6 protein-coding genes and 2 pseudogenes are annotated in these 17,110 nt (G+C 38.2%); 4 read left to right on the top strand and 4 right to left on the bottom strand.

Going from position 1 to position 17,110, the window contains the following annotated elements; genetic code table 11:
- From AC504W_RS29555 to AC504W_RS29545, 3 genes and pseudogenes are all read left to right on the top strand, one after another.
- Positions 1 to 907, top strand: a 907-nt coding sequence (locus AC504W_RS29555) for a hypothetical protein (RefSeq protein ID WP_494879922.1), incomplete at its 5' end; no start/stop codon positions are given.
- A 204-nt stretch (positions 908 to 1,111) separates the two neighbouring features.
- Positions 1,112 to 4,002: pseudogene (locus AC504W_RS29550) on the top strand (DUF1156 domain-containing protein).
- 30 nt (positions 4,003 to 4,032) lie between these two features.
- Positions 4,033 to 7,193 (top strand): annotated as a pseudogene (locus tag AC504W_RS29545) (helicase-related protein).
- A 57-nt stretch (positions 7,194 to 7,250) separates the two neighbouring features.
- Here the strand turns inward: AC504W_RS29545 and AC504W_RS29540 are convergent.
- The 4 genes from AC504W_RS29540 to AC504W_RS29525 form a co-directional block, all read right to left on the bottom strand.
- On the bottom strand, positions 7,251 to 8,420 hold the full coding sequence (locus AC504W_RS29540; RefSeq protein ID WP_494879845.1) for a competence protein CoiA family protein: 1,170 nt from the start codon (positions 8,418 to 8,420) through the stop codon (positions 7,251 to 7,253).
- 232 nt (positions 8,421 to 8,652) lie between these two features.
- Positions 8,653 to 12,147 (bottom strand): WD40 domain-containing protein, encoded by a 3,495-nt coding sequence (locus AC504W_RS29535; protein WP_494879847.1) that lies wholly within the window; start codon positions 12,145 to 12,147, stop codon positions 8,653 to 8,655.
- 38 nt (positions 12,148 to 12,185) lie between these two features.
- Complete coding sequence (locus AC504W_RS29530) at positions 12,186 to 13,868, bottom strand: glycoside hydrolase family 44 protein (RefSeq protein ID WP_494879849.1); 1,683 nt, start codon at positions 13,866 to 13,868, stop codon at positions 12,186 to 12,188.
- A 125-nt stretch (positions 13,869 to 13,993) separates the two neighbouring features.
- On the bottom strand, positions 13,994 to 15,970 hold the full coding sequence (locus AC504W_RS29525; protein WP_494879851.1) for a matrixin family metalloprotease: 1,977 nt from the start codon (positions 15,968 to 15,970) through the stop codon (positions 13,994 to 13,996).
- 445 nt (positions 15,971 to 16,415) lie between these two features.
- Between AC504W_RS29525 and AC504W_RS29520 the strand changes: the two genes are divergently transcribed.
- Entirely contained in the window at positions 16,416 to 16,889 is a 474-nt protein-coding gene (locus AC504W_RS29520; protein WP_494879852.1) for a hypothetical protein, read from the top strand.
- Positions 16,890 to 17,110 lie beyond the last annotated feature (221 nt).

Here is a 17,110-nt window from a genome sequence, read left to right as displayed (position 1 = left end):
ACAAGAAATCGGTCTTAGAATTGATACAGCTACAGATGGACTTCCTGGTTCTCCTAACATAGAACAAGCGATTTTCAACAAAATTGACGAATGTACAGTGTTTGTTTGTGATATTACATTTATAAATGCAAACCAAAACTCATTTAGAAAAACGCCTAATCCAAATGTTCTAATTGAACTTGGTTATGCTATTCATCGGCTAGGATGGAGTAAAATTATTTTAGTTCACAATAATCATTATGGTAAAATAGAAGACCTTCCTTTTGATATTCGTGGGCATAGAATAAGTCAATATAATTTTGATGGTAATGTTAATACAAAACAAATTTTAATAAATTTACAAGACATATTTTATGTTGCGATAAAAGCCAGCTTGTCTTCTAAAGAGGAATTAAGAGTTAATAATCCTAACTTAGAAGAAAGGGAAAAGCTTTGTAGAGAGCGTGATATTAATGTAGTTAAAAGACTTTTCAATCAAATTAATACGTACATAATAGATAGTTTTTTAGACAATGCAAAAATTGATATAGTTAATGGAAATATATTTTACTTTTGGGAAAATTTCAAGGCAATTGTAAACTCAAGTTATTTTCATTTATATGACCAAGAACTGCAAGAATTAATTATCGATTTTTATACTTCTTGGGATACAATATTAAGCTACGGCGAAGAACACTGCGTTCCTATAATTGGAGGAAATGGATATAAATTTACTCCCCCTCATTATTCATGCTCCATAAATATATATGAACAATGGGATATAGATCATTCTAATTTTCATAATGCAATTGATGTTACAGAAAATGCTTTTAAAAAATTAATTAAGTTTATTAAAGAAAAATATTTGGAAATAGATATTGAAGATTCTAATAACATAGCAATTCAATCGTATAATTCATTTCACTAATGTTACTTTAATTATTAATAATATAGGGTTGAAGCATATCATGGCGACTTTGAACTATATCTTGCAAAAATTAGGATACAAAATGGGTCAAAGCACATTAGTATACGCACTGGCTACTCACATCTACTGAATTAAGTCAAAAAATTGACAAATAAGGTACTTACCTTACACAATAACAATCAATTCCAAGATATCTGCATCTACATGACTAACCCTACCCCCAAACGTCCCCACCTGTTCATAGAAGAAAGAATGCCTGTGCAGGTATTAAATGAGCAAGTTAATTTTGAACATGGGGGGGATCCAGTTAAAGGATTACATCGCTGGTATTCGCGTAAGCCATTATCATTTAGTCGCGCTAGTGTGTTGGCTTCTTTATTACCAGCAGATATCACGATGGAAGAGTTTGAGTATTTGCTGGGGTTAGTACCGGGGAAGGAGGTAAAGCTATATAAAACACCGCCTAATTCTGTGCAAATTAAGAAGGTGCAGGATTATTGTGAAAAAGTTTGGGGAACTAGAACACCTACGGTTTTAGATGCGTTTGCAGGTGGTGGAAGTATCCCATTTGAGGCGGCGAGATATGGGTTAAATGTGCTGGCTTCTGATTTAAACCCTGTGGCGGTGGTGACGATGAAGGCGGCGATGGAATATCCGCTAAAGTTTCGCCAGATTTGCAGCAAGATATTAATAAATGGGTGAAGTGGGTAGGGGATGAAGCGGAGAGAAAAGATTAGCTGAATTTTTCCCTTCTTTACCTGGGGAAACTGTGCAGAATTATTTATGGGCGCATACAGTTGTTTGTCCAAATTGTGAATCTGTTATTCCGTTTAAGTCCAAATTGGTGGTTACGATAAATCACCATCCTCAGAAAAACAAGGAAAATTATGTGCTGTAAAGCCTATTCCTTAAATCATAGAGAAAAAAGAGTCGATTTTGATTTAGTTATAGGGAAAGAAGGGAAAGGTACAACCATTCAAACTGATAATGGAGAGAGTACGATCCAAATAACACAGTTACTATCAGTAAAGGAGTAGGTAAATGCCCAAATTGTGAAAACATCATTGATGATGATGTAATTAAGTCACAAGCTCAATTAAATGGATTAGGACACCAGCTTTACGCCATAGCGTACAAAAAACATAAAAGTAATCTTTCATTTAGAATACCTGAACAAGTTGATTTTGATGGTTTAAAAAAAATAGATATTTATTTAAAAAATAATTATGAAAAACTTGAATCATTGAATTTAATACCTCATGAAGCAGGTGATAATACAGGAATATTTCCTTGTGAAGCTAATAGAGTATATAAATATGGAATTAAAGAATCATCTCAATACTTTAATTCACGTCAACTTGTTACTCTAATCACTTATATGGAAGTAATTAACGAAGCAAAATTAATAATTTTAGAAAATTATGAACTAGATACAGCTACAGCAATCATAAATTACTTAACTTTAGTTTTTGACCGTTGTGTTGATGATCAATAGCAGGTTAACGCATTGGAGTTCTAGGTTAAAAACTAATTATGAATCTTCTTCACAGCACGCATTGAATATGATGTGGAATTATGGAGAAGAAGGTATTCCAAGACTTTGGAATAGATGCTATAGCACTATTTCAGATTATGCAAACTTGTGCTTTTTATTAGCAACTCATTCATCATCAACAATAATTCAAAATTCTGAAAACCTTAATCTCAAAAGAATCCAAATCGAATCAGCTTCAGCTGACAATTTGATTCACATTTCTGATAACTCTGTTGATGCAGTTATAACAGATCCACCTTATTACGCTACAATTCAATACGCTGAACTTTCAGACTTTTTCTACGTCTGGCAAAAACGCATCCTTGGCGATATCTCCCCCGAATTATTCTACCTAGAACTTACCGACAAAGAACGAGAAGCTGTCGCCAACCCTTCCCGCTTCCGCAACATGGGAGATAACCCCGAAAAACTAGCTAATCAAGACTATGAAGCAAAAATGGCGATGGCGTTCGCCGAATATCACCGCGTCCTCCGCGACGACGGCGTAATGACAGTACAATTCAATCACAAAGACTCCGGCGCGTGGGATGTCTTAGCAAAATCTCTCATAGATGCTGGTTTTGAGATTACCGCATCTTGGGCAGTCAGCACCGAAAATCCGCAAAACTTACACCAAGCACAGAAAAACGCAGTTTCCAGCACCGTGCTTTTAGTATGCCGTAAACGCGACCCTAACGCCGGACAAGCTTGGTGGGATGACGTGCGTATTGACGTGCGAAATATTGTCTTTGAAAAAGCACCAGAAATTGAACAATCCCTCACCGCAGATACCCGCCCCGCAGCTGATAGAGTCGCAGATCCTCACCGCCGTATTAAACCTCCCGGTATTGACTTGTGCTTAACTGCTTTCGGTTGTGCTTTAAGCGTATTTACCCGCTACAGTTCCATCCTCGACAGTGCAGGAAACCCAGTTGAACCCAAAGCTGCATTTGAAGAAGTACGCCAAGCAATTGTTGAGTATCGACTACAAAATTTATTAGAAGGTAAAGACTTCAACGGTATCGATCCCTTAACCCAATGGTATCTGCTAGCATGGGATACCTTTGAAGCGCGAGAATTCCCCTTCGATGAAGCTAGACAACTCGCTTTAGCAGTCGGCGGTTTTGATGTCTCCGATTTAGTAAAAAAACATAAATTACTTGATTCTGGAAGCGGTTCCTGTAAATTACTCACCCCAGAACAACGCCTGAAAAAACGCGCCTTCTCCGTCATCGATACTGAATTTTCCGCCAGATATTTAGTAGATGGACTGCACGCAATTATTACCCTTTACCAAGAAGAAGGTAATACAGAACCAGTACGCAGATTTTTGAAAAACACAGGCTTAGTCAGCAATGATTTATTCATGCGGACATTTGAAGTGGCTTTGAAAGTTATTCCCCGAATCAAAGATGAAAAGAAACGCATCTCTGAAGAGAAAGCTTTGTCAGATTTATGGTTAGCAATGGATGAAATTAAAGCAAAAGTCTCTTATGTACAGACTGAGTTACCCTTAAATGAAGGGGGACAAATGAGTTTAAATTTACAATTTGATGGTTAGTATTTATAACTGGATGTAGCAAACTAAAATATGATTAAGTTATTACGCGACTATAGTTGGAAAATCAGCTACTCCAGTAATACTCACAATACAATTGCTGACTTTTACATTCCTGCTTTAGAATCAGCCATCCAATACGATCGCAAAGCAGGTTTCTTCAGCAGTGCTATCTTGAGTAAAGTTGCTCGTGGATTAGGTGCAATGCTACATAATAATGGGAGAATGCGCCTAATCATGGGCTGTCAATTTAGCCCCAGGATTTACAAGCAATTCAACAGGGATACGAACTGAGAGACGCATTGCTATCTCGACTAGACGCAGATTTAAAACCACCAGAAAACCTTACCCAACTTAAACATTTTGAAATTCTTAGCTGGTTAATCCAAAATCAATATCTTGATATTAAAATTGCTATTCCTCTAAAAGAAAATGGGCTACCAGAAGACAGTACACAACAATTAGATCCACAGCATATATTTCACGAGAAAGTGGGCATCTTTACTGATAGTAAAGGCGATAAATTAGCATTTAATGGTTCCAATAACGAATCTATTAGTGGCTGGGAAGGAAATGTAGAATCTTTCCATGTTTACTGTTCTTGGGAAGGAGGAAGGGAACTAGATAGAGTTGAAGAAGAAGTAGCTAGATTTGAGCAACTTTGGTATGACGTATCGCCTAATGTACGAGTTTTTGATGTTCCAGAAGCGGTACAAAAAAAGCTGTTACGTTACGCTCCTGCTACTAAACCTAGTTGGAATGTTCAGGCGGAATTTGACTCTAGACCTCTGACAAAAACAGAATTAACTGAATACGAAGTACAACCAGAAAAAGAACCAGAACTCAAACCAGAACCATCAACTATCTCTACAGAAGATAAAGAAAAAGAACGATTAGCATTTACTCAACTTGCTAATATTCATGAACATCCCGGTTGCTTGGATTTTTGTTTAAAATCAATTCCTATTCAACCTTGGCCACACCAAATTAAAATTCTGCGTCGCGTTGCTCAAAATTTTCCCCAAAGTTTTCTCATTGCTGACGAAGTTGGTTTAGGTAAGACCATAGAGACTGGTTTAATTCTGCGCTATCTGTTGGTATCCCAAAAAGTGAAGCGGGTACTAGTTTTAGCACCTGCTAGTGTTCAACCCCAGTGGCAAGAAGAACTGCGAGAAAAATTCAATTTGCATTTTTGGAGTTATACATCTACAGAATTTAAAGACCCTTACAAGCGCACTATTCCGGCAGCAGCTAATCCTTGGAATACTCAAGTTTTAATCCTTGCTTCTTCTCATTTGGTGCGGAGAACTGAGAGAATGCGCCAGCTACTAGAAGCAGAACCTTGGGATTTAGTTGTGTTAGATGAAGCACACCACGCAAGGCGTAAAAGTCCCCAAGACCGCAAGGAAACGCCCAACCGTCTGTTAGAGTTAATGGCACAGATGAAGGAGAAGACCAAATCTCTTGTTCTCCTCTCAGCAACTCCTATGCAAATTGATGCCATAGAAGTTTTTGATTTGTTAAACCTGCTGGGATTGCAAGGACATTGGAGTTACGGCGATAACTTCTGCAATTATTTCGCTTCGCTACAAGGTGCTGTCAAGCAGGAAGTCATGACTTTTTGGCAAGTAATGTCCAGTGACTATTTTCGGCGTGGTGGACAGCCTTGCTCTAGGTTAGAGCAGTTTTTGACTAAGAGCGATCGCATCCTCGCTTACAAAATGCAAGATACTTGGCAGAGGGGGCAGAAAATCTCCAATCACAAACAACTGTTGGCAGATGAAGACTTTATTGAAACCTCACGCCAATACTTGACGGTGAACACGCCATTGAAAGATTTGATGTTCCGCCACACCCGCGACACTTTACGACAATACTACCGCCGGGGACTTTTAGAAAGGGATATTCCTACTAGAGTGGTGCAGGATAACGCCATCACCCTGGAATCACAACGGGAAATACCACTTTATATAGCTGTCAGCGATTATGTACGTCATTTTTATCGACTGGCCCAAAAAGATAAACGTTCTTGTTTAGGTTTTTTGATGACGCTTTACCGCAAGCGTCTAACCAGTTCATTTTATGCCATTAAGTCATCTCTGCAACGCCGTTTGGACTACTTATTAACTCAACAAGGAAGTGTTTTAAGTGATGATGATTTGGTGGATGTGGATAATGAAGATGATGCCATAATTGCGGGGCTGGAATCTTTTTTTGAACCAGTAGACCCCCAGGAAATTCAATATCTTGAAGATTTACTCCGCCAGTTTGAAAACACTGGGGAAGATACTAAGCTTTCTCGCTTTATTCAGATTTTGCGTCAAGAATTAACCGAACGGGAAAGTGCTATTGTTTTCACCCAGTACACCGATACAATGGACTATCTACGGGATACTTTGCAAGAGTTATATGGTAGTCAAGTAGCTTGCTACTCTGGTCGCGGTGGGGAACTGTACCAGAATGGGGAGTGGTATCTAGTTCCTAAAGAAGAAATTAAACGCCGATTCCGCCAAGATGAAATCAAAATTCTCCTGTGTACTGAATCTGCTTCCGAGGGTTTGAATTTACAAAATTGCGGGGTGTTGATTAATTATGATATGCCGTGGAATCCTATGCGAGTCGAACAGCGCATTGGCAGAATTGACCGGATTGGACAAAGGTATTCTACTGTGCGAATCCACAATTTTTACTATGATGGCACGGTAGAAGCGAAAGTTTATAAAAAATTGCGCGATCGCATCAATGCCTTTGCCACTGTTGTTGGTAATCTCCAGCCGATTTTAGCCCAAGTTCCTACGTTTATTGAACAAGCAGCGATGAGCGCAGATCCAGAGGAAGAAGATGTTTTAATGTCTGAATTCGATTCTGTGTTAAATACCCCACCGTCGCGTCTAGCTATTGAGGAAATGGTAGTAATGGATTTGGACGCTGATCTAGCGGAAATTCAAAAACCCATCTCTGCTGCTCCCTTTACGCCAGAAACAATTGAACAGTTGTTTACATCTTCAGCAATTCTAAAAGCCAATGGTGTGCAGTTTGAGAGAAGGACTGAGGGAACTTGGCAACTGAGTTATAAAAGGCAGAATTACACGGTCACTTTTTACCCTAATGTTTTTGATGAAATGCCTTCTATACGATTGATAAGTTTTGGCGACCCCTTGTTTGAAGAACTGCTAAAAGCAGTTAAAGTTTGACAATCAAACATAAACATTTTATTAGTTTGATAATGTTATTTTTAGGAAATTAAATTATCAAGAATCAAACGTCGGAAAAGATTTTGGATCTGCTCTATAAAATTGGCAGTTAGCAGCCTCATTTGAATTACAAGTCTTTTTTAAAAATTTGCAAAAAATTGGATTATCATCATAATTACGAAAATTTGAGCCATGATAACGGCAAAGATAGCAATTTCTAACCGAAAGTTTATTAAAATAAGCTTCTACTATCTTTCTTAAAAAAACTTTATTCCTTCTGTTATCAATATTATAAACTTCAACTAATTCATGATATATGAAAGATTTAGTTTCAATTTTTTCTTGCAACCATTCTAAAGTTTCTTGAATAATTGCACTTTTACCATTGGGATAAATAGTAAAAAAATTATATAGGGCAGGACATTTAGCATACGGCTGAATTCCCTCTATACAAGTACCACGGCAATGATTTTTAATTTGTTTTCTTTTGAAATTGATAAATTTAATTTTTTCACTTTCTAATAAATATTGATTATTGATAACTTCTATATCACTTTCCTGAGCAATACTTATTTCAATAATACGATGTTGGGACTTAATTTTTTCAAAACTAACTTCATGTGTTACAGCCACTTCAATAAAAATTTTATCTGCTTTAGCACTTGTCAATAGTAAATCAGGGATAAAAGACCCTTCTCTTTGCTCTAATTCAATATTCTTAAAGTATTCAACTAAATTAAACTTCTGTTTACCTTTATTAAAATTACAGGTTTTTAAAAAATCTACTTGATAATAATCACACATCTGAGATACTTCAAATTCTACCCAGAAAGGTTGGTTGTACTTAATACAATTACTATATACTTCATAAAATTTAAGTTTAGCTAATTTATGCAGATAAGTTTCAGGAGAACAATTAAGCTGAACGTCTAATTTGTGGCGAAAGTGTTTTCTTTTTTTCTGCCCTAAAACAGGTATAAGAATATTGTTACATGATAAACATCTAAAAACTTCTTTTCTAACTTCTGAATTTGCAGATAAATTCTCAACATTTATAGTCTTATCATTTGAATCGATAGCATACTGATATTTAATTATTTGTGTTTTACTATCTTTTTCCACAAGTTCGCTGTCTCTTACACCCTTACTGAGTTGACTTTCCATACCTACTGATGAGTAATCAATCTTCACTCCTCTAGCTTCTATGGGCAAAGTAAAATGCCACATCAGTAATAATGTTGAAATTTACGTAAGGCAATTAATTGTGAGGACAAACTACTTCTGTAAATTCTCCAGTTGACCAATCAGTACTAATCAGCTGGTAAGCAACCACCGTGAGCAAAGTAGATTGAAGAGAAAGTGTCCGCCATTAGCCGCCTTAATCGGACAGTTTCTTTCCTAAAAGATGCAAATATTCTTTGAATTAGTAGTAATCTCTTTAGTAATGATTTATTTATAACTAAGTTCTATATTTTTGTTTACAAGTATCTCTATCGTTTTCACTTAGGGTAGGATTGTTCCTCAAATAATCATCTAACCAGTTGCAGCCCCTATCAATTAGCTGGTCAAAATCTAAAGTCTCCACATTCCAAACTTCCACAAGTCCATCATCACTACCAGAAACAATTTTTTTGCCATCTGGACTGAAACCGATACTCCAAATGGGATAACCACGTCCTTCAATGGTTTTGAGTTCTAGCCCATCTTTTACTCGCCAAAGCCTAACTGTACCATCCGCACTAGCAGAAGCGATGATTTTACTATCTGGACTAAAGCTAAATCTAGTAACTCCAGCATTATGAGCTTTTAGAGTTCTAATTTCTTTTCCGTCTAAACTCCAGAGTTTGATAGTTTTATCTTGACTTGCAGATGCAATGATTTGACCATCAGGGCTAAAATGAACATCTGTAATATAACTATCATGTGCTTTAAAAGTTTTGAAGTTTCGTCCTTGCAAATTCCACAGCCTGACTGTGCCATCATTATGACCAGAAACAATTGTCTGACCATTGGGGCTAAAATTTACACTCAAAAGTTTACCTGCATTTGCATTTAAAGTTTTGAGTTCTTGACCATTAATATCCCACAATTTAACTGTACCATCATAACTAGCACTCACCAGGGTTTGACCATCAGGACTAAAGTTTACATCTTTAACTTCTTGAGTATGCCCTGTAAATGTTTTAATATTTTGACCATCTAAATTCCAAAGTTTGATTGTTTTGTCATTATTAGCAGTAGCAATTATTTTGCCATCAGGACTGAAATTCAGACTCCAAATCGCATTCCATTCACTACTGTTATCTGTTGTTATTGATTTCAGTTCTTGACCATCAATATTCCATAATTTAATAGTCTTATCATATCCGGCAGAGGCTATAGTTTTACCATCAGGACTAAAACTCACACCCCAAAGAGAATCATTATGACCAATAAAAGTTTTGGGTTCTATATGGCTAATATTCCATAGTTTAACTGTATTGTCAGCACTAGCAGAAGCAACCGTTTTACCATCAGGACTAAAACTAGCACTAGAGACATAATAGTTATGACCTCTGAGGGTTTTGAGTTCTTGCCCATTAATGCTCCACAATTTAACTGTTTTATCGGCACTAGCAGAAGCGATAGTTTTACCATCAGGACTAAAACTCACGCTTATAGCAAAATTTTCATGTTTGCCCAGGGTTTTAATTTCTTTTCCATCTAAGTTCCACAGTCTAACAGTGGTATCTCCTCCCGCAGTTGCCATGATTTTACCATCTGGGCTAAAACGAACATCAAAAATAGAATTTTCACCTGCTCTAAAAGTTTTAATTTCTCGTCCATTAATACTCCAAATTTTGATGAACCCGCTTCGATCAGATGTGGCAATAGTTTTATTATCTGGGCTACAACTGATACTCCAAACATAATCTTGATAGCCTGTAAAAGTATTAATTTCTTGTCCTTGAATGTTCCAAAGTTTGACTGTATTATCTTGGCTAGGAGCAGCAATGAACTTACCATCAGAGGTAAAACAAATACTGCTTATGTACTGTTCTTTGTCTTGACCTTTTATAGTAAAAATTTCTCGTCCATCTACATCCCAAATTTTAATGGTATTATTTGCACTAATGGCGGCAATCATCTTACTATCTGGACTAAAAATCGCCTTTTTAAAAAGCTGATTTGGCACAAGAAATTTTCTGATTTCTCTGCCATCAATACTCCAAAGTCTCACTGTGCTATCTTCACTAGCAGTAACAATGTATCGACCATCTGGACTAAAGTTGACACTTGTAACTGCGTTATTATGCCCGTCTAAACGATTTTTTTCTTGAATATCATAAACTGCACGTTGTAATGCTAATCTGATGGATTCTTTTGTGTTCGCATCAGATGAATTTGATGATTGCAATGGAATAGCTGCTTTGAGAGCGGCGATTAAAGCATCAAGTTCTTTATTTAAATTTAATGAAGCATTGGAATAAATGGCCAAAGATTTTATTCTCTCCAATTGTATTTCTTTGCTCGTTATATTTGCCCAAATTCCTGTAACTATGGCTGTAATTAGTGCGATCGCTAATACTCTTCCACCCACTTGAATCCATCGTTTTGATTTTTGATTGGCTACAACTAAAACTTCGTTCGCTTGTGCCAAAATTCTAGATTCTTCAGCTTCTATTTGTAACCTTTTCTGAATTTCTCGCTTTTCTAATTCTTGACCAGCATCTAAAAATCTTCTATCTAAATCACTTAAACCTTTATCTGCTGCCCAAATCCGAGCATTTTGTAAATTTTTTCCCCGTAATAAATACAACTCATTTTGAAAATTGGACGCTACCCACGCATTTAAACTTTCAGCGTATGGGCGAATATTTGCCAATTCTTTTTCAACCCATGCTTGATTAAATATCTCTGCATAGATGCGATTATAAACTCGCAGTTTTCCCTGTTGCCTAACAATTAACCCAGTCAGACGTAGTTGAGTTTGTTCAGGACTATTATCTGCGGGGATTTCACCCTGGATTAATATTTGCTGATATAATCCTAATAATCGCCCTGTTTGATTTTTCCATTTTTCTAAAATATTCTTGCGAATTGTGCGTAAATGTTCTGGTTCATCTTGTGCTTCCCAATTTTCGAGGATTTGCGTTTGTACCAACTTTTCAACGCATTCTACTTCATGATGGGCTGGAAATGTATCTTCAGAAATACAAATTATTTGGCAAAGTTTTTGCGTTAAAAATGGCTGTCCTCCAGTCCACTTTAATACTTCTTCAATGATTACTTCTGGTCTAGCAACTCTTCCTTCTAAACCTTTGATTAAAGCTCCTAATTCTGCTAATTTAAACCCCGTTAACTCAATAGCATTTCCAACATTAAAAGGAGTGCGATTTTGATCAGAAACTAAATCGGAGGGAGTCGTCACACCCAATAAACAAAAAGTCAGACGATGATATTCTGGATTATCTGCTCTTTGGTTATAACAAGAGCGAATAAAAGCAAAAAAATCATCTTTAAAATCTATTCCTAGAATACTATCAATTTCATCAAGAAAAATTATAATTTTTCCGGAAAATTCTGTTAATAATACATCATCAATTAACCGCATTAATCGTTGATTTGGTGGGAGAGATTCATATTCTAGCCACCATGCTCCAGAATTTATTTTTTTTGATAAATTAAAATGTCGTAACAATCTATCAACAAGTCCGTTGTACCATTGCGAAGGAGTGACATGACTGCCAATGCCTGTCACATCAATGACAGCACATTTCACTCCTTGCTCTTGCAGCTGTTTCATGATGTGTACACACAAGCTAGATTTTCCCATCTGACGAGAATTGAAAACATAACATAAATTACCGTTGATCAATCCTTCATAAAGGTCAGCATCAGCCTGCCGTACTACATAAGTTGGATCTTGATATCCTAGACTTCCTCCTAATTTATAATAGTTAAAATTTGTCATAGTTTTTTTGTAGCGAACCTTAATTACTAGATGTATTTTTAACGAGCATTAGAACCAGGAATAATCAATAAATTGATTGATTGTGCGGCAAATTTACTATTGATTGCACCATTACTGATAGACAGATCCGCTTGTTTGACAATTGAACGGAGATTGGCAGGACTATAATTGTAATATTGAGCATTTTTCCCTGCTTTAAAACTACCAAGATTGATCTGGGCTGAGAGCGCAGTATTAGATTTATTCATAATCATGAGAGTGAGGACACCATCTTGACTGCGTTGGGCAGCATAGATGGCAAGCTGCTCCTGATCTGTACTAGTGGCGGAAATACTAGTATCACCAAATTTACTACCTTTGCCATCGTAGTTGCGGTACATCCGAAAGGCAAATGCTCCTGCTTGGTCGGCAGTTGGAGGTTCCCAAAGGGTTGCTAAACCTACATCCTCACGCCCAAAAATTCCTAGTACATCAGCTTGGGCTAAAGCTCCATTCATAGTGTCAAGCGCACCCCAATTGTACTCAGAAATTGCTAACTTTAAGCCAGGGTAATGTTGATTAACCCAATTACGCATACGCGGGATTAGTTGCACAGCAGTATTGCCTTTTTCAGTCTCCTTGATCCAGCTTTCATCAACATAGCTGTCATCCCATAGAGAACGGGTACTACGCAGCCGGAGTGCTTGGGTTGCACTATTGCCAACTGGTGAAAGTGCAACACCTTTTGCCTGTGGATAATAATGCAGGTCAAAATAATCAATAGTACGCTGGTCTGTTCGCTGATCATGGGCATAGAGTTGCTCCAGATACCAAGCCACAAATGCCTTACTATCATGCTTTTTGCGGTCAGCTTCAGCAGTAGTATCAGGATAATTAATATAGGATGAGTAGAAGTAGCGTGTCCAACCATCCTGTACAGGCCCTAAAATTTTCGCGCTTGGATCGGATTGCCGAATAGCAGCAGCATAATTAATATTGCGTTTGAGTAGTTCTTGATAGCTTAAATAGTTAGGAAAGACATCGCGGTGCGTTTCTCGCCAAAGACCTGGTTCATTATCGAGTCCATAAAAACGAACACCACCAGCTGAAGAGTTGCCAAACTTCCCAACTAGATGGGCTACCCAACGGCGCACAAAATCAGGTTGAATCGCAATGCTGGTATCGGTTGGGTTATTGCCAGTAATTGGGGAACCGTCAGAGCGAATGCCATTACCACAATCAGGATCGTATTGGTCGGTTGATTGTTGCTGACCATAGATACTGACTTTAAAGCCACAGTTGAAAGGATGATCTAGTGGGTTTGGGCCAGTTTTGGCTTTAGCAACCCAGCCGATGAGGGGAACAGTGATTAATGATTGAATCCCGGCTTTCTGGTTGCGTTGCACAAAGTGATCGCTGTTAGCAGACGGGATATTTTCATAATAGTAGTCTTTGCCTGTATTATAAAAACCATTCTCCCAGTTGTAGCGGGTTGTAGTATTGCCACCCCAACGACTAACTGATGGCTTGATTGCCTGATTGAGTGCGTTAAATTGGCGATCGCTCAGACCATAACCATTGATACCATAGATATATGGGCTAATACTATGCCTAGCTGCACTAGGATTAATACTAAGTCGCAGAACACTTGCAGCTAGTGCTGGATTAGAGCTACTAATACACAGCAGAATGCACAAAATAAACATCTTGCGAATATGCAGGATGTGGATTTTTGTGAACATAACAACTCCTAATGCGTATCTTGGTAAAAAAAGAAAAGATTGTAATTCAATAATCACACTTAACAGCAAATTTTGAGTTCTGAAGACGAAATTCTGAGTTCTAAGGTTGAAGAGTCAAGTTATGATTAGCGAGGTACAGGGAAGAACCCACCAATAGCTCGCCAGTTGTCGTTGATGCCAGACCAATCACTAACTCCTCCTGTCCACCAACTGGTATAGACTCGACCATCATTACCAACAACAAATAAGTCTAGTTGCTCAGGCTTTCTGGCTACAACACTGATAGGTGCGCCAACTGGGAAGAACCCACCAATAGCTCGCCAGTTGTCGTTGATGCCAGACCAATCACTAACTCCTCCTGTCCACCAACTGGTATAGACTCGACCATCATTACCAACAACAAATAAGTCTAGTTGCTCAGGCTTTCTGGCTACAACACTGATAGGTGCGCCAACTGGGAAGAACCCACCAATAGCTCGCCAGTTGTCGTTGATGCCAGACCAATCACTAACTCCTCCTGTCCACCAACTGGTATAGACTCGACCATCATTGCCAACAACAAATAAGTCTAGTTGCTCAGGCTTTCTGGCTACAACACTGATAGGTGCGCCAACTGGGAAGAACCCACCAATAGCTCGCCAGTTGTCGTTGATGCCAGACCAATCACTAACTCCTCCTGTCCACCAACTGGTATAGACTCGACCATCATTACCAACAACAAATAAGTCTAGTTGCTCAGGCTTTCTGGCTACAACACTGACAGGTGCGCCAACTGGGAAGAACCCACCAATAGCTCGCCAGTTGTCGTTGATGCCAGACCAATCACTAACTCCTCCTGTCCACCAACTGGTATAGACTCGACCATCATTGCCAACAACAAATAAGTCTAGTTGCTCAGGCTTTCTGGCTACAACACTGACAGGTGCGCCAACTGGGAAGAACCCACCAATAGCTCGCCAGTTGTCGTTAATGCCAGACCAATCACTAACTCCTCCTGTCCACCAACTGGTATAGACTCGACCATCATTGCCAACAACAAATAAGTCTAGTTGCTCAGGCTTTCTGGCTACAACACTAATAGGTGCGCCAACTGGGAAGAACCCACCAATAGCTCGCCAGTTGTCGTTGATGCCAGACCAATCACTAACTCCTCCTGTCCACCAACTGGTATAGACTCGACCATCATTGCCAACAACAAATAAGTCTAGTTGCTCAGGCTTTCTGGCTACAGTACCCAGTGGCGCATTCCTGACAATAGATCTTCTTCCATAAATGGACTGAATACCATCAATATCATCCTGTGCCAGGAAACGATGAAGGCTACCAGGTGGAAAAGTTGGAAACATTAGAGCATTGGTAATATTGGTATGATCTAAGCCAAGAGAATGACCAAATTCATGGGCTGCAATAGTGACTAGATCCCAGCCACCTGCTGGTACAGGAACATTTACCGTCCAAGTTTCAGCATCGTCAAAGTGTGCATCACCAGCAATATCACCTCCATTTGGTGGTGGATAATAGGCATGAGCTAGCACATTTCCAACTCCATCAAATGGATCACCATCTCCATGATCGCCAGTTACGAAGTTAATTAAAATATCTGCATTACCATTGCCAGTAACTTCTGTAAATGTTAATGGAGCTACTGCGCCCCAGAGATCAAATGCTTGGCGCACAGCATCACGGATTTCTGCCTGAGTGAGGTCAGCAGTAAAGTTTACAATTCTGTAAGTAATGTTAGTGTGATCCCACCGATTACCTTGAGCAACAAATCTACCCGAAACTGCTGTAGAGGGTCGGTCGGGAAAGCCACATCGTGGTTTTCGCATTTCAGCAACAGTTGCCTGATCAAGTTCACCTGTAACTGGCAATCCATGAAACTGTTGATAGCTACGCAAAGCTTCTTCTGTAGCCTTGTCAAAAGTGCCTATAGCTGCGTTAGGGACTGTTAAATCACGTACTGCTGCAAAACTACTATTTCTTGTTTCCTGAAGATAACCAAATCTTCGTAGAAAAACCTGTAGGTCAGTTACATCTTGCCCAGAAACTCCCATCCGAAGACCAATCGCAGATGGTGAATTGAATAACCTTTCTTGAGGCATGATTGTTTATATCCTTTTAATTTACGAATTATTTTTGTTTCCGATGTCAATTCATCTTTAATTGGAATTATGTACCGTAATAATACGGCTGTCTATACATAAAATATCAGGAGCTTCTATAGGATATTGAATCGGTCATGTCAAGTAAGCTAAAAGCCTTCACTATCAAGATTTTTGTCTTATTTCTCTTCTGATATAATATTTATATTTGACTGTATTCAGCTATTGATTTAACTAGGTGTTAGTGGGCGCATTTAAAAATGTCTGATATTTTACTGACTTTTTCTGACATTTTATGACTTTTTGATATAAAACTGGTTTTTTGTTTGAAAAATTCTCAGTTAAAAAACTGATTTTTTATGTATAGACAGCAATTGAATAAAGCCACATAATCTTAGCTAAAGGTTCAGTTTGCTATCAAACTCACAAATCCAGAGGAGATTTTATGCAAGTTAAAAAACTCAGTTTTGGATTATCAACAATTGCATATTTGTCAATAATTCCGCTTTCAGTTATAACGATATCTCAACCAACTTATGCTGATTCTTTCAATCGAAAGTCTCAATCCCTCACAAAAGAAAGCAATGCCTTTATTTCTACCAAGCTTTCTCAGACTTCCTTCACTATTGCACAAGCTAGAAGTTTAACTGGTGTTTGGAACTGTAATGATGGTGGAGTTTACTTTATTCGCCAAGTGGGAAACCAGATGTGGTGGTATGGTCAAAGTGGTGATGGTGGAGAAACTTGGTCAAATGTATTCCAAGGGACAATCAGAGGAGATGAAGTAACTGGCAGTTGGGCTGATGTTCCTAAAGGTGCGATTAGAGGATCTGGTGAGATGACGCTCAGGCTCTCAGGTAATCGTATAGAAAAAATCTCAGGTGGAGAGAATTTTGGTGGTAGTGTATGGAGTCGTTAGAGGATGGGTTGTCTAAACTAAAGCAAGCTAGCCTTTATAGGTTGGGTAGAATGCAGTGGAACCAAACATTGTCTTGTAGTTAATCTACCATCCTTAAACTTATCCAATCATTTTTCTTTTACCAGAATATTCATGTTGGGTAACAACGCGAAATAGAATTGTCTATTTGGGATCAAAAATTTCTCGTGCGTCTAACTCAACCTACACAATCAATTCAATAA

Source organism: Nostoc sp. C96, assembly GCF_059384975.1.
Note: the sequence above shows the minus strand (reverse complement) of the source record. Positions and strands in the feature narration are given on the sequence as shown.

Excerpts from the sequence above, each read along its gene's own strand:
- AC504W_RS29540 (WP_494879845.1), bottom strand. The coding sequence starts at position 8,420 with ATGTGGCATTTTACTTTGCCCATAGAAGCTAGAGGAGTGAAGATTGAT.
- AC504W_RS29535 (WP_494879847.1), bottom strand. The coding sequence starts at position 12,147 with ATGACAAATTTTAACTATTATAAATTAGGAGGAAGTCTAGGATATCAA.
- AC504W_RS29530 (WP_494879849.1), bottom strand. The coding sequence starts at position 13,868 with ATGTTCACAAAAATCCACATCCTGCATATTCGCAAGATGTTTATTTTG.
- AC504W_RS29525 (WP_494879851.1), bottom strand. The coding sequence starts at position 15,970 with ATGCCTCAAGAAAGGTTATTCAATTCACCATCTGCGATTGGTCTTCGG.
- AC504W_RS29520 (WP_494879852.1), top strand. The coding sequence starts at position 16,416 with ATGCAAGTTAAAAAACTCAGTTTTGGATTATCAACAATTGCATATTTG.